The 20,536-nt window shown below is 66.4% G+C and carries 17 protein-coding genes; 8 read left to right on the top strand and 9 right to left on the bottom strand.

The genetic code is table 11. From position 1 onward, the window contains the following. Positions 1-21: 21 nt before the first annotated feature. From K254_RS0113985 to K254_RS0113975, 3 genes are all read left to right on the top strand, one after another. Positions 22-1,080 (top strand): Ig domain-containing protein, encoded by a 1,059-nt coding sequence (locus K254_RS0113985; protein WP_026555889.1) that lies wholly within the window; start codon positions 22-24, stop codon positions 1,078-1,080. A 161-nt stretch (positions 1,081-1,241) separates the two neighbouring features. Further along, positions 1,242-2,669, top strand: coding sequence for an FAD-dependent oxidoreductase (locus tag K254_RS0113980; RefSeq protein WP_026555888.1), 1,428 nt, complete (start codon positions 1,242-1,244; stop codon positions 2,667-2,669). Positions 2,670-2,885: 216 nt separating this feature from the next. Continuing rightward, a complete protein-coding gene (locus tag K254_RS0113975; protein WP_026555887.1) occupies positions 2,886-4,430 on the top strand; it encodes an APC family permease in 1,545 nt (514 codons plus the stop codon). Positions 4,431-4,526: 96 nt separating this feature from the next. Here the strand turns inward: K254_RS0113975 and K254_RS0113970 are convergent, their stop codons facing one another. Genes K254_RS0113970 through K254_RS0113950 form a run of 5 tightly spaced genes read right to left on the bottom strand, consistent with a single transcriptional unit; the run spans position 4,527 to position 10,272 of the window. Beyond that, positions 4,527-5,588, bottom strand: coding sequence for a LacI family DNA-binding transcriptional regulator (locus K254_RS0113970; protein WP_026555886.1), 1,062 nt, complete (start codon positions 5,586-5,588; stop codon positions 4,527-4,529). A gap of 41 nt (positions 5,589-5,629) precedes the next feature. Continuing rightward, complete coding sequence (locus tag K254_RS0113965) at positions 5,630-6,532, bottom strand: carbohydrate ABC transporter permease (RefSeq protein ID WP_026555885.1); 903 nt, start codon at positions 6,530-6,532, stop codon at positions 5,630-5,632. After that, a complete protein-coding gene (locus K254_RS0113960) occupies positions 6,529-7,410 on the bottom strand; it encodes a carbohydrate ABC transporter permease (protein ID WP_026555884.1) in 882 nt (293 codons plus the stop codon). The genes K254_RS0113965 and K254_RS0113960 overlap by 4 nt, the downstream gene beginning before the upstream one ends. Before the next feature lie 46 nt (positions 7,411-7,456). Next, positions 7,457-8,791 (bottom strand): ABC transporter substrate-binding protein, encoded by a 1,335-nt coding sequence (locus tag K254_RS0113955; protein ID WP_026555883.1) that lies wholly within the window; start codon positions 8,789-8,791, stop codon positions 7,457-7,459. 44 nt (positions 8,792-8,835) lie between these two features. Further along, entirely contained in the window at positions 8,836-10,272 is a 1,437-nt protein-coding gene (locus K254_RS0113950) for a glycoside hydrolase family 32 protein (protein ID WP_026555882.1), read from the bottom strand. Between the two features lie 380 nt (positions 10,273-10,652). Between K254_RS0113950 and K254_RS0113945 the strand changes: the two genes are divergently transcribed. After that, positions 10,653-12,212: a glycoside hydrolase family 32 protein gene (locus K254_RS0113945; protein WP_026555881.1), complete on the top strand. Its 1,560-nt coding sequence runs from the start codon at positions 10,653-10,655 to the stop codon at positions 12,210-12,212. Positions 12,213-12,295: 83 nt separating this feature from the next. On the opposite strand, the gene K254_RS0113940 is transcribed toward K254_RS0113945, so the two are convergent. The 4 genes from K254_RS0113940 to K254_RS0113920 form a co-directional block, all read right to left on the bottom strand. Further along, complete coding sequence (locus tag K254_RS0113940; RefSeq protein ID WP_026555880.1) at positions 12,296-12,931, bottom strand: DUF2461 domain-containing protein; 636 nt, start codon at positions 12,929-12,931, stop codon at positions 12,296-12,298. A 221-nt stretch (positions 12,932-13,152) separates the two neighbouring features. After that, on the bottom strand, positions 13,153-14,592 hold the full coding sequence (locus K254_RS23315; RefSeq protein ID WP_035750582.1) for a catalase: 1,440 nt from the start codon (positions 14,590-14,592) through the stop codon (positions 13,153-13,155). Between the two features lie 99 nt (positions 14,593-14,691). Next, the gene (locus K254_RS0113925) at positions 14,692-15,120 is read right to left on the bottom strand and encodes a Fur family transcriptional regulator (RefSeq protein ID WP_026555879.1); all 429 of its coding nucleotides are present in this window, start codon (positions 15,118-15,120) and stop codon (positions 14,692-14,694) included. A gap of 96 nt (positions 15,121-15,216) precedes the next feature. Beyond that, positions 15,217-16,089 (bottom strand): hypothetical protein, encoded by an 873-nt coding sequence (locus K254_RS0113920; protein WP_026555878.1) that lies wholly within the window; start codon positions 16,087-16,089, stop codon positions 15,217-15,219. 105 nt (positions 16,090-16,194) lie between these two features. On the opposite strand from K254_RS0113920, the gene K254_RS0113915 reads away from it, so the two are divergent. From K254_RS0113915 to K254_RS23310, 4 genes are all read left to right on the top strand, one after another. Next, a complete protein-coding gene (locus K254_RS0113915) occupies positions 16,195-17,466 on the top strand; it encodes an MFS transporter (RefSeq protein ID WP_026555877.1) in 1,272 nt (423 codons plus the stop codon). Between the two features lie 132 nt (positions 17,467-17,598). Next, positions 17,599-18,471: a zinc metalloprotease HtpX gene (htpX, locus tag K254_RS0113910; protein ID WP_026555876.1), complete on the top strand. Its 873-nt coding sequence runs from the start codon at positions 17,599-17,601 to the stop codon at positions 18,469-18,471. 92 nt (positions 18,472-18,563) lie between these two features. After that, on the top strand, positions 18,564-19,262 hold the full coding sequence (locus K254_RS0113905; RefSeq protein ID WP_026555875.1) for a histidine phosphatase family protein: 699 nt from the start codon (positions 18,564-18,566) through the stop codon (positions 19,260-19,262). Beyond that, complete coding sequence (locus K254_RS23310; RefSeq protein WP_035750200.1) at positions 19,263-20,510, top strand: sensor histidine kinase; 1,248 nt, start codon at positions 19,263-19,265, stop codon at positions 20,508-20,510. The last annotated feature ends 26 nt before the right edge of the window (positions 20,511-20,536 follow it).

The following is a 20,536-nucleotide window of genomic DNA, read 5'->3' as shown; positions in this document are numbered from 1 at the left end:
TCCCACGATCATGGAGTTTTGATGCAGCCGAGCCGTCTCTTTCAGCTGGCGCTTGCCCTGTGCGCAACAGCCGTCGCAGCACTGTTGGCGGGCATGCTGGCGGCCGCCCCCGCCCGCGCCGGCGTCACGTCCACCGCGGCCGTCGTGCTGGACGGCGCCGAGCTGGTCAACATGCCCATCCTCAACTCCTCCTGCTACCCCAGCGGCACCTTGGCGTCCTACAAGACCATCGTCTTCACCACCGGCGGCCCCGGAACCGGGAGCTTCCGGGCCGATGTCACGGCCTCGGGCGGTTCGGTGCTGGCGGCGCTCTACGACGGCATCTTCCTCCCGGCCAATACGGTGGCCCACTGTTCCCTGCGCAGCGTCAACGCCGCCGACGGCGCCACCTCTTCACTGCAGTGGACGGCGCCGGAGGGGACCCGGACGTGGACGCTCGTGCTCTACACCACCGCGGGAGGCGGTGCGGTGAGTGCGAATGCCGCCATCACCAGCTACGGCACCGTCAGCATCGAGGGACGGCCGCTGGAGGTCTTCACCCCGGTACTGGCCGGCGGCACCGAGGGAACCCCCTACTCGGCCGCGGTGGCCAGCATCAACGGTGTGGCACCGTACAGGTACTCCGCTGCGGGCCTGCCGGGCGGGCTGTCGATCGACGCCGCCACGGGGGCCATCACCGGAGTGCCGACGGCGGTGGGCAGCTTCACCGCCGCCATCACCGTGGCGGATTCCTCCGCCGTGCCGCTGACGGCCACGCGGAACCTTGCGCTCGCGGTCGCGCCCGGTCTGGCGCCGTCGCCCACGCCCACGGCGACGGCGACGGCGACGGCCACGCCGTCGGGCGCCCCCGAGGCCGGAACCGCCACGTCAGCAGCCAGCGACGCGGCGGGCGGAGCAGCCGGCGGATCGGCCTCGACCGGGGCCGTTTCGCCAAGCACTTCAGCTGCGGCCGGCGACGGCATGGCCAATACCGGGTTCGGCGGCTCCCTGGCGCTGCTGGCCGGTGCGGTGGTCCTGGGGATCGGCGTCGTCGTGGTCGGTTTCCACCGCCGCCGCCAGCCCACAGGCGCCCACCGCTGAGCGGAGGCGGGGCTGCTTAGCTGAGGCTTTGCTCACCTTGGCTTAGCGCTGTCCGGGCAGACAATCTAGACTGGGCGGTGGTGCCGGAGCCCACTCCTTGCATCGCTCCTGATTTGGTCCGCGCGTCAGCGGTGGGCCCGACAGTTCGGAAGGACTCACCCTTGTCTAGCTCGACATCCGCCCGCCCGTTCCGCGTTGCCATCATTGGCTCTGGTCCTGCCGGCGTCTATGCCGCCGACATCCTGACCAAATCGCAGGAGGTCGCCGGCGGTGACGTGGAGGTCAGCATCGACCTGTTTGAGTCCTACCCGGCCCCGTACGGCCTGATCCGCTATGGCGTGGCTCCGGACCACCCGCGCATCAAGGGCATCGTGAACGCCCTGCACAAGGTGCTGGACCGCGGCGACATCCGCTTCTTCGGCAATGTCACCTACGGCCGCGACCTCACGCTCAGCGATGTCCGGGCCTGCTACGACGCCGTCATCTTCGCCACCGGTGCGATCAAGGATGCGGATCTGAACATTCCCGGCATTGAGCTGGAGGGCTCCTACGGTGGAGCCGATTTCGTCTCCTGGTACGACGGGCACCCGGATGTGCCGCGCGAGTGGCCGCTGGAGGCGAAGGAGATTGCGGTGCTGGGCAATGGCAACGTGGCGCTGGATGTGGCCCGGGTGTTGTCCAAGCACGCGGACGACCTGCTCGTCACCGAGATCCCGGAGAACGTCTACGCGGGTCTGAAGAAGTCCCCGGTGACGGATGTGCATGTCTTTGGCCGCCGTGGCCCGGCCCAGGTGAAGTTCACCCCGCTGGAGCTGCGCGAGCTGTCGCATTCCAAGGATGTGGACATCGTGCTGTACCCGGAGGACTTTGAGTTCGATGAGGCCTCGGATGAGGCGATCCGGACCAACAACCAGGTCAAGACGATGGTGAACACGCTGACCAACTGGCTCGTGGAGCAGCCCGACCACCACGGCACCCCCGGCGAGGGCTCCGCCTCGCGCCGCCTGCACCTGCACTTCCTGCACACCCCGGTGGAGATCATCGGTGAAGACGGCAAGGTTGCCGGCATCAAGTTCGAGCGCAATGAGCTCGACGGCACGGGCAACGCCCGCGGCACCGGCGAGTTCATCGACTACCCGGTCCAGGCCGTCTACCGCGCCATTGGCTACTTCGGTTCCGAGCTGCCCGAGCTGGAATTCGACGCCCGCCGCGGCGTGCTGCCCAACGTCGCAGGCCGCGTGCTGGACACCGATGGCAACCCCATCCAGGGCATCTACGCCACGGGCTGGATCAAGCGCGGTCCGGTGGGCCTGATCGGCCACACCAAGGGCGACGCCCTGGAGACCATCGGCTGCCTGCTGGAGGACCGGCTCAGCCTGCCCGCCGCCGAGCGCCCGGGCGAGGACGAGGTGGTCAAGCTGCTGGAATCCCGCGGCGTCGACTACACCACCTGGGAGGGCTGGCTGAAGCTGGATGCGCACGAGAAGGCGCTGGGCGAGGCCTGGACCGCAGAGAACGACGGCGGGCCGGCGCGCGAGCGCGTGAAGGTGGTGCCCCGCGAGGGCATGATTGAGGCATCCCGAGGCTAATCGGAGCTAGACGGCCGGTTCCCGGACGCTCTGCATCCGGGAACCGGCCGGTCCCGCCGCACGGGCGGACGCGAATTAACGGGTGCGGAAGCCTGATCCATCCAAATTAAGCGCTGATTGTCTCACCATGTAAGACAAACCAGCCTTTTGGGCAGCAGGCTCCTTGGCCCTCCCGCTACGGTCTATTGGTTACTTTTAGACTGCCGAGCGGATTACATGAACCTGTTGCGCACCAAATCCATTGAACGTTCCATCGCTGATGCGGACGAGCCCGGACGCACCCTCAAGCGGACGCTGAGCACCTGGGATCTGATGATCATGGGCATTGCCGTGGCCGTCGGAGCGGGGATCTTCTCCGTCGGCGCGAAGGCCGCGGCCTTCAACGCCGGCCCGGCCGTCACCATCTCCTTTGTGCTGGCCGCGGTCACCTGCGCGCTGGCCATCATGTGCTACGCGGAATTCGCCACGGCAATCCCCGTTGCCGGCAGCGCCTACGTCTTCACCTACGCCACCATGGGCGAGCTGCTGGCGTGGATCATTGGCTGGAACCTGGTCCTGGAACTGCTGATGGCCGCCGCCGTGATCGCCAAGTACTGGGGCGTCTACCTCAGCGACTTCCTGCAGGCGGTGAACGTCAACATCCCGGCCGAAATCGCCCTGGGGCCCGTCACCATGTACTGGGGTCCGCTGATCGTCGTCGCCGTCTTCACCACCGTGCTGGTGCTGGGCACCAAGCTGTCGGCCCGCATCAACAACGTCTTCACCATCATCAAGATCGCCATCGTGCTCTTCGTGATCGTGGCCGGCTTCTTCTTCGTCAAGGCGCAGAACTACGTGCCGTTCATCCCGGCCTCCCAGCCGGCCGATGACACAGGCGTCAGCTGGACGGTGCAGCCGTTCCTGTCCTTCCTCAGTGGCGCCAACCCGTCCGTCTACGGCTTCAGCGGGCTGATCTCCGGTGCCGCGCTGGTGTTCTTCGCCTTCATCGGGTTCGACGTCGTGGCCACCAGCGCCGAAGAGGTCAAGAACCCCAAGAAGACGCTGCCCCGCGGCATCTTCGCCGGCCTCGCCGTCGTCACCGTCCTGTACATCCTGGTGACGCTGGCCGTCACCGGCATGGTGCCCTACACGGAGCTCGCGCAGCAGAAGGATCCGTCGCTGGCGACGGCCTTCCACCTCGTCGGTGCCGACTGGGCCGTCGTCGTGATCTCCCTGGGCTCGCTGATCGGCCTGACCACTGTGATCATGGTGCTCCTGATGGGCCTGGCCCGCGTGACGATGGCGATGAGCCGCGACGGGCTGCTGCCCCGCTCCCTGAGCAAGACCAGCGACAAGCGCAGCACCCCGGCCCGCCTGCAGATCATCTGCGGCGTGGTGGTGGCCGTGGTGGCCGGCTTCACCCCGGTGGAGCTGCTGGGCGAGATGATCAACATCGGCACGCTCTCCGCATTCGTGATGGTCAGCGTGGGCATCCTGGTGCTGCGCCGCAAGCGCCCGGACCTCAAGCCCGCCTTCAAGGTGCCCTTCGGCCCGGTGATCCCCGTGCTGTCCGCCGCGCTGTGCCTGTACCTGATGTTCAACCTGGCCACGCTGACCTGGCTGTTCTTCGCCATCTGGCTGGCCGTCGGCCTGGCGTTCTACTTCGCCTACGGCTACCGGAACTCCCGCCTGCGCAAGGAAGAGGCAGCAGAGAAGGCTGGCGCCGCCGATTCAGCCGCGACAGCCTCGGAGCAGCAGGTCCCGGAGTTCGACGCCGTCTAGCCTTCCGGCCCAACTGGGTGACAGTTATCGCACGTTCCGAGCCTCGGAGTGTGCGATAGCTGTCACCTACTTGGGTTAAGGGGCGGCGTGCATGCCCTATACGGAGCTGCGCTCCACAGGGGGGCAGTGCACCTTCACTGCGGTGTCGGCCGGGGATTCGTCCAGACCCAGCAGCATCCTCACGCCCGCGGCGCCCAGTTCGTAGTGGGGCAGCGAGACCGTCGACAGTGGGGGGCGCAGGTGCGCGGCAATGACTTCCTGGTTGTCAAAGCCCACCACGGCCATGTCGCCCGGGATGGACAGGCCGTTCTCACGCAGGCCATCGTAGAGGCCCATCGCCATTCGGTCGTTGTAGCAGTACACAGCGGTGACGCCGCGCTTCAGAAGCTCTTCGGTTGCCCCGTATCCGCCTTCCTGGTCGGGGTAGGCCTCGAGCACCAGGGACTCGTCAAACGGAATTCCCTCCGCTTCCAAAGCCTCCCTGTATCCCTGCAGGCGTCCGTCCTTGGCGGGCGCCGGCGTCGTGGCATTGATGAAGGCGATCCGGCGGTGGCCGTTGCGGAGCAGGATGTCCGTGGCTGACCGGCCGCCCTGGACTTCATCCGGGATCACGGCACGTGCATCGGGCTCCGTTGAGAAGCAGTTCACCAAGACGAAGTCCGACTCGCGCAAAGAGGCGGGGACAGCTGTGGCACGGTGGAACCAGGTTGAGTAGAGGATGCCGCGCACCTTGTATTCGAGCATCATGGCGATGGCGTCCGTTTCCAACTCGCCATTGCCCTCGGTGTTGGCGATCAGGAGGGCGTATCCGTGTTTCCACGCCTCATCCTGGGCGCCATGGATGATCTGGCCGGCGAAGGGGGTGGTGGCGATGGCATCGGCAACCAACCCGATGAACCTGGAGCTGCCGCTGACAAGGGTCTGGGCCATGGCATTGGGCCGGTAGCCCAGGTCCCGGATGGCGTCCCGCACCCGGTTGCGGGTGTCAGCGGCGATTCGGGCGCCCTTTTTCTTGTTGACAATGAGGGAGACGGTGGCCGTGGAGACGCCGGCGGCTTCCGCGACCTGCCGCAGGGTGACGGGATGGGCGCGCGCGGGCTGCACTGTGGATGCGGCCGCAGCCATAGGCGTGCCCGGATCATTCTCCATCGAATTCATCTTCCCTCCCTCAGGAGTATATCCGTCTGTTATCGAGGCCATTACTTGTTTGCCCCGCTCTCCAGACCCTGGATCATCGCCTTGTTCAGCACAAGGAAAACCAGCAGCAGCGGGGTGATCGTGACGCAGACGGCGGCAAACGTGGCCGTCCAGTCCGTCTTGCCCATGGCACCGATGTAGTTCTGCAGCCCCAGCGGAATCGTCTTGAGATCCTCCGAAAGGACAAAGGTGTTGGCGAAGATGAAGTCGTTCCAGATGAAGATGCTGTTGACCAGGACGACGGTGACGATCGTGTTGATGGACAGCGGCAGCGTCACCAGGCCGAAGATCCGGTACGGGCCGGCACCGTCCAAGGAGGCAGCCTCATACGTTTCACGCGGAATGTACTCGAAGAATGAGGAGAAGAGGTAGATCGACATCGGCAGAGCGAATCCGGCCAACGGGATGATCATCGATTGGTAGGTGTCGAGCATGTTCACTGCCGAGTAGTCGATGAACAGCGGGACGAGGGCGATCTGCACCGGAACGATGATGCCAATGAGGAACAGTCCGCGGACAAACTTGCTGAATCGGAACCCGAGGACTTGGAGTGCGTAGGCGGCCATCATGCCCAGGAGCACGATGAGCAGGTTCGCGCCCATGGTCACGATGAAGCTGTTGAGGATGTTCTGCCCCAGATTGCCAGTCTCGAAGGCACGTACGTAGTTGTCGAGCGTGATTGCCTTGGGCAGGGCGAACGGATCCCCGGTGGCGAAATCGTGTTCGGTGCGCAGGCTGGTGATGAAAAGCCAGGCGAGCGGGTAGACCTGGACGATGACAATGAGGGCTATCAAGACCCGTGTCAGGGTGGCGGAGAACGTCGCCTTGCGGCGCCGGCGCAAGGGCGGGCCGCTCTCCGTCGGGGTGGTGGCGCGCCGGGTGGTCGGGGCTGCTTGCGCGGTCATGCGTCCGCCTTTCGTTTGAGCATGAAGAGGATGAGTCCGACGGCGACGAGGCACTCGACGACGATGAAGACCGAGATGGTGCTGGCGTAGCCAAAGTCGGTGCTGGTGAAGGCCGTCTTGTACATGTAAGTGGTCAACAGCTCCGAGGATTGTCCGGGCCCGCCATTGGTCATGAGGTAGGGAATGTCGAATCCGCGCAGACCGTAGGTGGTGGCCATGATGGTGGTGGTGATCCAGACAGGCATGATGTGGGGGAAGCGGATCTTGGTGAAGACCTGCCACCGCGAGGCCCCGTCGAGGCGGGCTGCCTCCTCCAGTTCCTGGGGGACGGAGAGCAGGGCCGCGTAGATGATGAGCATGTACAGGCCGGTGAACCGCCAGCCTTCCGGGATCGACACCGCAGCCAGGACCGTGTTGACGTCGGACAGCCAGGCCCGTTCCAACCCACCCAGGCCGATCCAGTCCAGGAGCTGGTTGAGCAGCCCCACAGGGTCAATGGAGTAGATGCGCACGAACAGGAACGCGATGGCCACAGTGGAGATCACGGCCGGCAGCAGGTAGAGGGTTTTGACGACTTCGCGGCCGCGGCGCAGCGAGGCGAGGAGGCTGGCGACGAGCAGGGCACCGCCCAGCTGCAGCACCAGGCAGATGGCCAGATAGCCGAGCGCGTTGAAGAAGGAACGCCAGAAGACGTCGTCGCCGAAGAGCATCCGGGCGTAGTTGGCGAGGCCAACGAATTCCATGTCGCTGATGCCGTTCCAGGAAAAGAAGCTGAGGAACAGGGACTGGAGGATGGGGAACAGCACGGCTGCGCCGTAGAGCAGCAGCGGTGGAAGCAGGAAGATCAGAACAGATAGTCGTGACCTGTTGGGAAGCATGGGAGGGCCTTTCCGGTGGTGGGGGCCGGAGCCCCCACCATTGTGGCTATTTGAAGAACTTCGGGGCGTTCTGCGCGATGGTCTTGTCCATCGTGGTGGTGAACTCCTCGGGTGTGATGTCGCCCTGGACAAGGAGCACGAGCTCCTGCTGCAGCCGGCCGTTGGTCGTCGGGTCGAGCTGGGTGTCCCATGGCATGGCTTGCTGGCCGCCCAGATCCTTGGCCTGGTCGAGGGCCTTCGTGAACAGGGGGGAGGCATTCGCCGGGATCTCGGTCTGTGCATCGACCGTCGGCGAGAGAGCGCCGGTGGCTGCATAGGCCGCGGGGTACTTCTTCAGGGCGAACTTCAGGAAATCGCTGACGAGGGGGTCGTACGTCTTGGCATTCACCGCCATGCCGATGCCGGAGGGGGAGACGTACTCGTTGGCGGCGGTGACGGAGCCCTGGGTGGTGGGGAGGGTGAAGAAGTCGACATCATCGCGGACCGTCGGGTTGAGCTTGTCGGTCGCCAGGCTGGGGAGCTCCCAGGTGCCGATGTTGTACATGGCCGCCTTGCCGGACGTGAACAGGTTCTGGGCATCTGAGTAGCCCTGGGAGGAGAATCCATCCTGGAAGCACTTGGCCTTGCCCAGCGCGGCCATCCACTCCACAGCCTTCTGGCCCGCCGGGTCGGAGAACTTTGCCTCGCCCCTCTTCAGCTTCTGGATGAAGTCCGGTCCGGCAGCTCGGAACGGCTGGTAGGCCATGTACCGCTCCAGGGGCCACTGGTCCTGCCCATTGAGGGCGATCGGCGTGATGCCGGCATTGCGCAGGGACGTGCACATCGCCGGGATGTCATCCAGCGACGTCGGAGCGGCGACGCCGGCCTGCTGCAACAGCTTCTTGTTGTACCAGACGAACTCCAGCTCAAACTGGAACGGGATCATGTACAGGGACCCGTCATCAAAGCGCTGGTAGTCCAGCGCGTTGGACCGGTAGTTGTCGTAGACGCCAAGGTCCTTCAGGAGCTTCTCGGCGTCCACCATCTTGCCCTGCTTTGCCAGCTGCTGGGCGTACGGCGTCGCATCCGTATCAAAGAGTTCAGGGAGCTTGTTCGCCGCGGCCAACGTCTCCAGCTTTTGGATGTAGGAGGGCCGGTCCGGGGTGGTGATCAGATTCAGTTCGAAGCCGGGGTGGTCCTTGGCGTAGTCAGCAGCGATCTGCTTCATGATGTTGATCACCGCGCCGTCAGCGGGGCGGGACAGCAGCCATGAAATCTCGCGCGGCTTGATTTCGCCGGTGGGGTTCACATTGGACGAGCTGGCGGACCCGCCGCCGCCACAGGCGGCCAGGGCGAGGACCGTGGCCGCTGCCACAGCGGCCGTTCGGATCATTTTCATCATGGGGTCAATCTCCTTCGATTGGAACGGAATATGGGTGCAGGTGTTTAGTTGTCGGTGCGCTTGCGTATTTCAAGGTCTGTGATGGTGGCTGAGCCTTCCCCGACGAAGACTCCGATCCGGCCCTGAGGCCGGTCGTAGATGCGGGTGCTCAGTGCCACCTGGCGGTCCACGACGGCGACACAGAGATCGCCGTCGACGACGACTTCGAGGGTGTGTTCGCCGGGGCCGAGGTCGCATGGGCGCTCGAGTTCGATCTCAAACGGTACGTCGCCGGAGACGTTCCACTGCGCGTCGCCGGTGGCTTTCCGAGGCCACCTGTCGAAAACCATGCGGCCGCGCTTGGGTTCCAGACGGATGACGTAGGACTCGTCTCCGTCGGCGCTGGAGCGCAGCAGCAGGCCGCATTCCGTGGTGCCAGCGCCGATCTGCAGAACCGTCTTGGCGTAGAACTGCGAGGGCAGGACCTCCTCGGAGACAAGGGACGAGTACCCGTCCGGAACATCCATCGTTGCCGGGAGGCTGCGGCCAAACGTTGCAGGGATTTCCTCCCAGAAGCTCTCAACCAGTTCCTCCGCCAAGGCGAAGGCCAGTGTTCCGTCGGGATTCTGGCGTGCTTCCAGAACGGACATCGTTCCGGCCCATTGCCAGGCGCCGTCGTCCTGGTTTTCCTCTTTGCTGGCGATCCAGCCAAAGAAGAACCGGCGGCCATCCCGTTCGGCCGTCTTTGAGGCGTAGAAGGCGCGCCCATCGACGCTGTCACGTTCGGGCACCGTCCACGGTCCGGTGGGGCTTTTGGCCATTCGGTAGCGGGTGGTGAAGGATTCCGAGAACTCCGAGTAGACGAGGTACCACCAGTCGCCCCAGGCGAACACGTCCGGGCATTCGTGGGTGATGTACCGCCGCGGATCCCAGAATGGTTCGGTGTGCACCCAGGTCTCCAGGTCGGTGGAAACGCACTGGGCAATGACGCCGCGGCGGCGGTCTGGGCCCGCTGCGTGCCGTGCGGCCAGCAGCATCCGCCACAGTCCGGCCTCCTCATCGCGGAAGACGAAGGGGTCCCGCCAGTCGCCGGACTCGTAGCCTGCCGGCGCACCGAAGGTCAGTTCCGGGTGCTTGACCCAGGTCTGCATTCCGTCGGTGCTGGTGGCCTGCATGACTAGCTGCAGCGGCGCCCCGTCGGAGCCGAGGTGCTGCGGGTTCTGTCCCGTGTAGAACAGGCGGTGGATGCCGTCCTGGTCGCACACGATGCTGCCCGTGTACGCGTTGAAATCGGCATCACTCTCGGAGCCATGGTGCAGGGCAACACCCTGGTCCTCAAACCTGACAAGGTCCTTTGTTGTGACGAGATTCCATGAGGTGCCCGGCTTGGGGTCGCTGCGGACCTCGTGGAGGTAGAAAAGCCAGAACTCACCGTCCTTCTCGAAGGGGATGAGGTCTCCAACCCAGCTGTCTGCGGGTTGGAAGAAAACTGAGCGGTTCATCGGCTCTGGTGTCCATTCTGCTAAAACGTTTGATCGGATCTAAAAGTATCGTGCGTCACACAACTGGTCAAGCGTTTTAGCAAAGTTTGTTTTCCGTTCCCGGGGACCGCTCCAGAAAAGCGTTAGGGGTGCACCGCTCCCTTGGGGTCCACATCAGGTGTCGGGTGATTAAACGCTTGACCACAGCGAGGAAGTCGCATTATCGTCCTGTGTACCGATGAGCCGCTGCGAGCTTGGACAGCGCGGCACGGCATGGCCGTGATCATCGGTTCGTGTTCTTCACCCGGGAAAAAGTGCGGCGTTGGCTGCAAAACCTTGTCGATGCCATTTCCCGTCAATGTGCCTCCATCACCGCCGAATGCTTGAGAGGAAACCACTTCATGACCTACGAGATCTCGCGACGCACTGTCCTGCACGGGGCAGGAGCCGGGGCACTTGCCCTTTTCATGGGCGGCGCGGTGCCCATTGCCGCGCACGCCCAGACCTCCCTTCGGGCGGTCTACCACATGACCCCACCCTCCGGCTGGCTGTGCGACCCGCAGCGTCCGGTGTACACCAACGGCGCCTATCAGCTCTATTACCTGCACTCCGGGCAGAACAACGGCCAGGGCGGCTGGGACCACGCGACGACCACAGACGGGGTGGCCTACACGCACCACGGCGTAGTGATGCCCCTGCAGCCCGACTTCCCGGTGTGGTCGGGGTCCGCCGTCGTCGACACCGCCAACACTGCCGGCTTCGGTGCCGGGGCGGTGGTCGCACTCGCGACCCAGCCGACCGATGGGATCCGCAAATATCAAGAGCAGTACCTCTACTGGTCGACCGACGGTGGCTCCACCTTCACAGCCCTGGCCGACCCGGTGATCATCAACACCGACGGTCGCACGGCCACGACAGCCGCCGAGATTGAAAACGCAGAGTGGTTCCGCGACCCCAAGATCCACTGGGACGCGGCACGCGGCGAATGGGTGTGCGTGATTGGACGGGCACGCTACGCGGCCTTCTACACCTCGCCGAACCTGCTGGATTGGCAGTGGAAATCCAATTTTGACTACCCGAACCATGCTCTTGGCGGAATTGAATGCCCAGATCTGTTCGAGATGACCGCTGGCGATGGCACGCGGCACTGGGTGTTCGGGGCGAGCATGGATGCCTACAGCGTCGACCTGCCGATGACCTACGCCTATTGGATGGGTTCCTGGAACGGCACCACGTTCACCGCCGGTGACCTCACACCGCAGTGGCTCGACTGGGGATGGGACTGGTACGCGGCCGTGACGTGGCCGTCGCACGAAGCGCCAGAGACAAAGCGCCTCGCCATCGCATGGATGAACAACTGGAAGTATGCAGCCCGCGACGTACCCACCGATGCATCCGACGGGTACAACGGGCAGAACTCCATCGTGCGGGAACTGCGGCTCGAGTCCCAGCCTGGCGGCCGGTACGGCCTGCTCAGCACTCCGGTCCCGGCGCTCGCGGGATACGCCACCGCAGCCACCACGATCCCAGACCGCACCGTCTCGGGAAGCTCGTTGCTTCCGTGGACCGGGCGCGCCTACGAGCTCGAGTTCGACGTCTCGTGGGACACAGCGGCGAACGTCGGCGTCTCGGTCGGCCGGTCCTGGGACGGTTCCCGCCACACAAACATCGGCAAGTATGGAAACGAGCTGTACGTCGACCGCGCGCCGTCGAACCAGAGCGGCTTCTCGCTCGTGCCCTACACGCGTGCTGCCGCGCCCATCGACGCCAACGCACGATCGGTCCACCTGCGCATCTTTGTCGATACGCAGAGCGTCGAGGTGTTCGTGAACGCCGGTCACACAGTTCTTTCGCAGCAAGTGCATTTCGCCGACGGCGACACCGGGATCTCCTTCTACACCGATGGCGGCCCCGCCACCTTCACCGGAATCACCATCCGCGAGTTCGGCACCCCCAGCTAGCAGCCCAGCTCTGTGCCCAACTGGGTGACAGTTATCGCACGATCCGGGCCTCGGAATGTGTCATAAGTGTCACCCAGTTGGGGTTAAGGGGCGGCGTGCGCGGCCATCCACTCGACCAGGGGGCGCAATTGGGTCCAGAGCGCTGCAACTTCCCCCTGGGCGGCGGGGCTGTCCATCCAGCCGGGTTGGCCGAGCATCACGGCAGCGGAGAGGGATTTGTGCTTGAGCAGTTCCGCCCGCGGGTGCTCCTTGTCGAAGCCGCGGGGGACGGTCTTGAGCATTTCGCCCTCGATCCTGAAACCGGCCTGCGCCACGGCGTCGACGACGTCGGCCAGTTCGACGCCGCTGACCGGGGCGTCGACGGCGGAGCGGTAGCGGGCCAGCTGGGCGGGGGAGTACGAGTGGCAGCCGGCACCCACCAATAGGCCATCGGCACTGATCTGCAGGTAGTAGCCCAATCCCTCGTGGTTCGCGGCGAACGCGCCCTGGGCCGTCTTGTAGGGGGACTTGTCGGCTGAAAAGCGGATGTCGCGGTTGGGGCGGAAGATCTTCGCGGGGCCGAACTCCGGCTCCAGCCCGGCAAACAGGGTCTCCAGAGGCCCCCGCACGGCGCCGTCGTACACATCCTTGTGCTCCAGCCACCACTCCCTGTTGTTGTTCTCCTCCAGCTCGGCGTAGAAGGCCATGGCTGCGGCGGGGATTCCGGTGAAAGTGTCCATGGGTGGATCCTACGGAGCGGCGAGTGCGCATGCCAGCACGGGCCGGGGGTCTGTGGACAATGGCGTTAAATGCCGCTGGCCGAGCCCGTCGGGACCAAGTGCGCGGGGCACCGGGTCTCGACGAGCTCGACCAGCGGGATGAAGCGGTGGGGAGCGTTTGGGTGGGCCCACAAACGCGAGGGCCCCCAAGCGAGCGTGCGAGCTTGGGGAGCGTTTGGGGACTAGCCCAGGTTGGCCCGCAGCTTGGCGCCGAGCTCGGCGTCAACGTTGGTCCAGTATGCGATGGCGCGCTCCTTGATGTCGGCATCCTGCACGCCGCCCACGGCACCGGTGATGGTGTCCAGGAAGCGGGCGCGGGCGCCGTCGTCGAACACCTCGCGGTACAGCGTGCCGGCCTGGCCGAAGTCGCTGTCCTCGGAGTGCAGGGAGTGGGCGGACAGCGTCAGGGCGCCGTCGTTCTCCCAGCCGCCACCGGGGGTGGTGGGCTCAACGGCAGCGGCGCCGCCCTTGGAGTTGGGGGCGTAGACCGGGGTGGACGCGGAGTTGAAGTGGTAGCGTCCCTGGCCGGCCTGGCTGTAGTTGTGCACCTCGTTCTTCGGGGCGTTCACCGGCAGCTGGGCGTGGTTGGTGCCCACACGGTAGCGGTGTGCATCCGCGTAGGAGAAGATGCGGGCCTGCAGCATCTTGTCCGGGGAGGCGGCGATGCCGGGCACAAAGTTCGACGGCGCAAACGCGGCCTGCTCGATCTGCGCGAAGTAGTTCTCCGGGTTCTTGTCCAGCGTCATGGTGCCGACGTGGATCAGCGGGTAGTCCTTCTTGGACCAGGTCTTGGTCAGGTCGAAGGGGTTGAAGCGGTAGTCCTTGGCATCCTCGTACGGCATGACCTGCACGTGCAGCTCCCAGGAGGGGAAGTTGCCGGCTTCGATGTTCGTGTAGAGGTCGCGGATGTAGTAATCGGCATCCGAACCGGCCAGGGTTGCGGCCTCTTCGCCGCTCATGGCGGACACGCCCTGGTTGGTGTGGAAGTGGTACTTGACCCAGAAGCGCTCGCCGGCGGCGTTGATCCACTGGTAGGTGTGCGAGCCGTAGCCCTGCATTTCACGCCAAGAGGCCGGCAGGCCGCGGTCGCCCATCAGCCAGGTCACCTGGTGCGCGGACTCGGGGGAGAGGGTCCAGAAGTCCCACTGCATGTCGGCGTCGCGCAGGTTGGAGCCCGGCAGGCGCTTCTGGGAGTGGATGAAGTCCGGGAACTTGATGCCGTCGCGGATGAAGAACACCGGGGTGTTGTTGCCAACGAGGTCGTAGTTGCCCTCGGTGGTGTAGAACTTCACGGCGAAGCCGCGGGGGTCGCGCCAGGTGTCGGGGGAGCCCTGCTCGCCGGCCACGGAGGAGAAGCGGATCAGCATCTCGGTCTCAACACCGGGCTGGAACAGTGCGGCCTTGGTGTAGGTGGACACATCCTGGCTGGTCTTGAACGTACCGAAGGCGCCGCCGCCCTTGGCGTGCACTACGCGCTCCGGCACACGCTCGCGGTTGAACTGGGCCAGCTTCTCGACCAGATAGTGGTCGGTCAGGGCGATGGCACCGTCGGCGCCGACGGACTGGGAGTGGGCATCCGAGGTGACGGGGGCACCGGACTGGGTGGTCGAATGAGCAGTCATGATTCTCCTGTTGTTGGGTTTCTTGGCTGAGGTGCCCTTGCAAGGGCTGACCGTTGGCAGTGGCGGCGAAGGGAGACCTCACGCCGTGCCGACGGAAATCTAGGGGCCGCAGTCGCTGCAGATGCCCTGGTAAAGGACGTCGGCGATCTTGATGGTCATCGTCGTGCTGCTGGGGGTTAGGCAGGGGGCGTGGCCGACGGCGCAGTCCACGTCCTCGATCTTGCCGCAGCTGGTGCAGATCGCGTGGTGGTGGTTGTCGCCGGTGCGCGTTTCGTAGCGGGCGGGGGAGTTGGGCGGTTCGATCCGGCGGAGCATGCCCAGCGCGGTGAGGTCGGCCAGCACCACGTACACGGATTGCAGCGTCAACGCCTGCAGCGTTGCGCGGGCGGCGTCGGTGACGGCCTCGGCCGTGGCGTGGGGAAGCTGCCCGACGGCGGCCAGAACGGCCAGCCGCTGCTTGGTCACCCTGCGGTCGTGGGAGTGCAGCTGCGCCGCCCAGTCCGCTTCGGTGTGCATGATCGGTTCCATGGCCTCAGTCAACCACCTATTCTGAGTAATTCACAATAAGGGCACGCTAAGTTCTTCTGAAGTTTTCCTCCGGACACCGGTTTCCCGGGCCGGCGCCTACCCAGCGGGGATCGGTCCGAGGCTGCCGCGCGTTAGGAAGATGGCCAGTGGATGGACGGTTTCCCGGTGGCTGCGGCCAAAGACTGCCAGCTCCAGGGGGCCGGCGCCGGGCTGCCAGGATTCAACGGCCCAGCAGCTGAAACCCGTGGGCCGGAAGGGTGGTTCCGCCGGGGCCGTGGCTGGACCGGCGACGGCGGGCCTGCCGGGCGGGTAGACCATGGCACCTGCCAGGGCTTCGCCGATGGCCAGCAGCAGCGGCGGGTCCGCCTCCGCCAGGCTGGGCACACCCAGCCCAGCCGTCCAATGGGCCTGCGAGACGGCGTCCTCCGGCACGGCCAGAACGATGGGCCGGTGGTGCGCCGGCGCGGTCCCGGGTGTTTCGGCGGCGGTGACGCGGGATGGGGTGGGACGGTCTGCGGCCCGCATCTGTGCGCGCAGGGCCGCGTCCAGACCCGGCAGCGTGTCCAGACCGGCACTGGCGAGGCCGGTTGCCGTCGCGGCGCTCCGCCGGTGCAGCGGCACCGCCAGGGCGGACGCCGTCGTCGCCGCCGAGCCCGTTCCGGCGGTCCCGGCGCTGGGCCATTCGGCGAAGAGGTGGATGGTGGGGGTGGAGGTTTCGGCTGCCGGTTCGCCCAGGCCCTCGCCCACCGGGTGCCAGTCCACGGGCAGGTACAGTGCCGCCCCGGTGGCGCCGGCAACGGCTCCCAGGGCGGCCCGGGCCAATCTGTAGCAATGCAGCAGGTCTGCGGCGGAGGCGGCGTCGAACGCCGTAGCGGGATCGTTCAAACGCAGGAGCAGATGGCCGGGGGTGAGGGGCGTCTTGGGACGCTGGATGCGCCACAAGGCCGATGAGTGCACATGTGCCCGCATGCCTGCACCTTCCCCTGGTGGCCGTTTCCCGCCCAGTCTAGCCACCGGGAGCCGGCGGGGGAGCGCCCGGGGATCCGGCGCGGAGCCCGCGGGTAGGCTGGGTCGGTGCGTAAACTCCTGGCCGACATCACCCCACTGCGCGAAAGCCCCGACTACCGGCGCCTGTGGTTCGGCCTGGCACTATCCTCCATCGGCACCCAGCTGACCATCGTCGCCGTCAGCCTGCAGGTGTACGACCTGACGCAGTCGACATGGTCTGTGGGTCTGCTCGGCGTCTTTGCCCTCATCCCGCTGGTGCTGGCCGGACTGTACGGCGGCTCCGTGGTCGACGCCCACGACCGCCGCACCGTGGCCCTGGCCAGTTCCGCCGTGCTGTGGCTGGTGACCATCGGCGTCGCCGTCCAGGCCTGGCTGGGGCTGGACAATGTCTGGATCCTCTACGGCCTCATCGCCATCCAATCCGCGGCGGCCGGCATCAACCAGCCGGCCCGCAGCGCCATCATCCCGCGCCTGGTCCGCCCGGAGCTGCTGCCGGCCGCGAATGCGCTGAGCATGATCGTTTTCGGCCTGGGCACCACGCTGGGACCGCTGCTGGCCGGTGTCCTGGTGGCCGGCGTCGGCTACGGCTGGACCTACACGGTGGATGTGCTGACCTTCACCGCCTCGCTCTGGGCCTTGTTCAGGCTGCCCTCGCTGCCGCCGGAGGGGGAGGTCCGCAAGGCCGGATTCCGCTCGGTGCTGGAGGGATTCCGCTTCCTGGGCACGCACAAGAACGTGCGGATGACCTTCCTGGTGGACCTGTGCGCGATGGTCTTTGCCATGCCCCGGGCCCTGCTGCCGGCCATCGGTGCCCTGTGGCTGGGCGGCGGTGAATCCACGGCGGGCATCCTGCTGGCCGCCATTGCCGCAGGCTCCTTCCTGGCCGCGCTGTTCTCCGGCCCGCTGGGCCACGTCCGGCGCCAGGGCCTGGCCGTGGTCTGGAGCATCACGCTCTGGGGCGCTGCCATTGCTGCGATGGGCGGCGCCATTCTGGCCGGCGGGCGGACCGTCGACGGCGCGGTGTCGCCGTGGATTGTCGGCGCCGTGGCCGCGCTGGTGGTGGCGGGCATCGCCGATTCGGTCAGTGCCGTGTTCCGCTCCACCATCCTGCAATCGGCCACGCCCGACCATCTGCGCGGGCGGCTGCAGGGCATCTTCATCGTGGTGGTGGCCGGTGGGCCCCGGATGGGGGACCTCTTTTCCGGCGGCACCGGGCAATGGCTGGGCGAGCCCTGGGCGGCCGTCGTCGGCGGACTGCTGTGCATCGTGGCAGTGTGGGTGGTGGCGCGGCTGCAGCCGGGCTTCCTGCGCTACGACGCCAAACACCCGCAGCCCTGAGCCGCAGGGACACAACTGAAGGACCCCCGGTCCGCGACCGCCGGCCCGGGAACGCCAAGCAGTGGCAATTCGTTTTCCCAATACCCACCGGCACCACCTGCGCACGTGGGCAACAACGAGGAGAGAACAGCAGTGCACCAGCATTTCAACGGTTTGAAGACGGCGGCGCTCTTTGGCGTGCTGTGGGCGGTCCTGTTGGGGATCGGCGCCATCATTTCCTCCAGCACATCCAGCGCCGCGCCGCTGTGGATCTTTGCCCTGATCGGCGTCGGGACCACGGCGTACGGCTACTGGAACAGCGACAAGATCGCCATCCGTTCCATGCAGGCCTATCCGGTCACCGAGGCCCAGGCGCCGGGCCTCTACTCGATCGTGCGCGAGCTCTCGGTCAAGGCCAACCAGCCCATGCCGGCCATCTACATCTCACCCACACAGGCGCCCAATGCCTTCGCCACCGGCCGCAATCCGCAAAACGCGGCGGTCTGCTGCACCGAGGGCATCCTGGCCATCCTCAACGAACGCGAGCTGCGCGGGGTGCTGGGACATGAGCTGATGCACGTGTACAACCGCGACATCCTCACCTCCTCCGTGGCGGCCGCCGTCGCCGGTGTCATCACCTCTGTGGCCCAGATGATGATGTTCTTCGGCGGCGGGGACCGGCGCAACGCCAACCCGCTGGCCATGATTGCGATGGCCATCCTGGCACCGCTGGCGGCCTCGATGATCCAGCTGGCCATCAGCCGGACCCGCGAGTACGACGCCGACGAGGACGGCGCGCGCCTGACGGAGGATCCGCTGGCGCTGGCCTCGGCCCTGCGCAAGCTGGAGCTGGGCGTCCAGCGGGCGCCGCTGCCCCAGGAACAGTCGCTGGTGAACACCTCGCATCTGATGATTGCCAACCCGTTCAAGGGCGGCGGGGCCGCGAAGCTCTTCGCGACCCACCCGCCGATGGCCGAGCGCATTGCCCGCCTGGAGAAGATGGCCGGACGGCCGCTGTCCCAGTAGTGCCTCGGCTGGCTCCCGCCGACACGGCACCGCTGGGCCCGGCACCAAAGGGCACGGAACCAAAGGACACGGGACTGAAGGAGAATGGGTGGATGCGACTGATTCTGATCCGGCACGGCCAAACACCGTCCAACCTTGAGAACCTGCTGGATACGGCGTTTCCCGGCCCCGGACTCACCGAGGAGGGGGTGCGCCAGGCCGAGGGCCTGCCCACCGCTCTGGCCGGGGAGCACCTTGGCGCCATCTATGCCTCCACGCTGACGCGCACCCAGGCCACGGCCGCACCGCTGGCCGCGGAGCTGGACCTGGAGGTCCAGATCGAGGCCGGCCTGCGGGAGATCTCCGCCGGCACGCTGGAGATGAAGGGCGATACGGCGTCGATCATGGCCTATCTGGGGACCCTGAAGCGCTGGATGCAGGGTGAGCCGGATGTCCGCATGGACGGCGCGGACACCGGAACCGAGGTTCTGGCGCGCTTTGACGACGTCGTCCGCCGGGCCGAGGACGCGGCCGACGGCGGCACGGTGGCCATGGTCAGCCACGGCGCCATGATCCGTTTCTGGGCCGGCTGCCGGGCCAGCAATCTGGATTGGACCGACAAGAAATACTTTGAGCTCGACAACACGGGCATCGTCATCCTCGAGGGCACCATGGCCGGCCCGGGGTCTCCCGCCGGTGCGTGGAAGATCCTGCAGTGGCACGGCCGCCCGGCGGCGGGCAGCGACACCCAGAGCGGGCCGTTGGCGGACATGTCCGCCCTGCCCGTCGAGGACCTCGGCCTGGAGCGCTAGATGCCTGAGAGCCGGCGGGCGCAGCTTACCGCGCAGCTGAACGCCCTGCCGAGCATGCGGCTGAAGAAGACGAGCTGGGCCTGGCTGGGCTTTGTCACAGCCTGCCTGGCCCTGATGGCCGTGGGGGCCTCGCTGAACGTCAACCTCTACCAAATGCCGCTGGTGTTCGGGCTGGGATTGGCCATTGCCCACACCGGAACCCTGGCGCTGACAGTGGCCCGGCCGGCCGTGGGGATGCTGGCCTCCCTGGTGCCGCTGGCCCTGATGCCGCTGCTGGCCACGCCGATGGGTGCCGCGCCCATGCCGTTCAGCGTGGTGGCCATGATGACCCAGGTGCTGGTGGTGTGCGTGACGGGCCTGCGCAGCCACTGGATGCTGGCCGGCGCCGCGTGGCTGCTCAGCGTGGCCGTGGGCACCGCCGTCATCTACCGCAGCGTTCCGGGGGCCGCGACGCCGGGCAGCGAAGCCAATGTGGTGGTTTTTGCCTCGGTCTCCGGCGGCCTGATGGTGGCCTCGGTAATCACCCAGCAGTGGCAGAACATCCGGCTCCAGCTGGTGGCCGAGCGCACGCTCAGTGCCGAGGAGCAGTCCATGCGCCGGCTCGCGGAGGAGCGGACCAGGATTGCCCGCGAACTCCACGACGTGGTGGCCCACGGCATGTCCGCCGTCGTCGTCCAGGCGACGACGGCGCCCTTCCGCCACCCGGACATGTCCAGTGCGCTGGTGGCCGAGTTTGAAGACATTGCCGCCTCCTCGCGCCGGGCGATGTCGGAGATGCGCTCCATGCTTGGCGCCCTGCGCAGCGCCGACGCCGGCCGTGAACTCGGGCCCCAGCCGGGGCTGGCGGATCTTGGGCTGCTGGTCACCTCGGCCCGCAGCGCCGGCATCACCGTCACCGTGGAGGGGCTGGGCACGCTGGATGCCGACGTGGTGGGGGAGGTCATCGGCCTCACCGCATACCGGATCGTCCAGGAGGCGCTGAGCAATGTGATTCGGCATGCCCCGGGGGCCGCCGCCACCGTGCGGCTGGCCGTGGAGGGGAGCCACCTGCTGGTGGAGGTCGCCAACGAGCCCTCGGATGTGGGCGCCGTCATGGCCCAGCTGGACCGCGGTCCCGATGCCGGCCACGGCCTGATGGGCATGCGCGAGCGGGCCTCCATTGTGGGCGGCTCCGTCCTCTGCACGCCCACGGCCGACGGCGGATTCCAGGTCAGTGCGCATCTGCCGCTGGCCGAGCCCGGCGCCTGACCACATTTTCTTTAGCAATCAAGGAG

Origin of the sequence: Arthrobacter sp. 35W, from assembly GCF_000482545.1 — a bacterium.
GTDB lineage: Bacteria > Actinomycetota > Actinomycetes > Actinomycetales > Micrococcaceae > Specibacter.
This window is presented reverse-complemented; position numbering and strand designations above follow the sequence as displayed.

Excerpts from the sequence above, each read along its gene's own strand:
- K254_RS23315 (WP_035750582.1), bottom strand. The coding sequence starts at position 14,592 with ATGACTGCTCATTCGACCACCCAGTCCGGTGCCCCCGTCACCTCGGAT.
- K254_RS0113905 (WP_026555875.1), top strand. The coding sequence starts at position 18,564 with ATGCGACTGATTCTGATCCGGCACGGCCAAACACCGTCCAACCTTGAG.
- K254_RS0113970 (WP_026555886.1), bottom strand. The coding sequence starts at position 5,588 with ATGAATTCGATGGAGAATGATCCGGGCACGCCTATGGCTGCGGCCGCA.
- K254_RS0113955 (WP_026555883.1), bottom strand. The coding sequence starts at position 8,791 with ATGATGAAAATGATCCGAACGGCCGCTGTGGCAGCGGCCACGGTCCTC.
- K254_RS0113925 (WP_026555879.1), bottom strand. The coding sequence starts at position 15,120 with ATGGAACCGATCATGCACACCGAAGCGGACTGGGCGGCGCAGCTGCAC.
- K254_RS0113975 (WP_026555887.1), top strand. The coding sequence starts at position 2,886 with ATGAACCTGTTGCGCACCAAATCCATTGAACGTTCCATCGCTGATGCG.
- K254_RS23310 (WP_035750200.1), top strand. The coding sequence starts at position 19,263 with ATGCCTGAGAGCCGGCGGGCGCAGCTTACCGCGCAGCTGAACGCCCTG.
- K254_RS0113945 (WP_026555881.1), top strand. The coding sequence starts at position 10,653 with ATGACCTACGAGATCTCGCGACGCACTGTCCTGCACGGGGCAGGAGCC.
- K254_RS0113985 (WP_026555889.1), top strand. The coding sequence starts at position 22 with ATGCAGCCGAGCCGTCTCTTTCAGCTGGCGCTTGCCCTGTGCGCAACA.
- K254_RS0113965 (WP_026555885.1), bottom strand. The coding sequence starts at position 6,532 with ATGACCGCGCAAGCAGCCCCGACCACCCGGCGCGCCACCACCCCGACG.
- K254_RS0113920 (WP_026555878.1), bottom strand. The coding sequence starts at position 16,089 with ATGCGGGCACATGTGCACTCATCGGCCTTGTGGCGCATCCAGCGTCCC.
- K254_RS0113950 (WP_026555882.1), bottom strand. The coding sequence starts at position 10,272 with ATGAACCGCTCAGTTTTCTTCCAACCCGCAGACAGCTGGGTTGGAGAC.
- K254_RS0113960 (WP_026555884.1), bottom strand. The coding sequence starts at position 7,410 with ATGCTTCCCAACAGGTCACGACTATCTGTTCTGATCTTCCTGCTTCCA.
- K254_RS0113940 (WP_026555880.1), bottom strand. The coding sequence starts at position 12,931 with ATGGACACTTTCACCGGAATCCCCGCCGCAGCCATGGCCTTCTACGCC.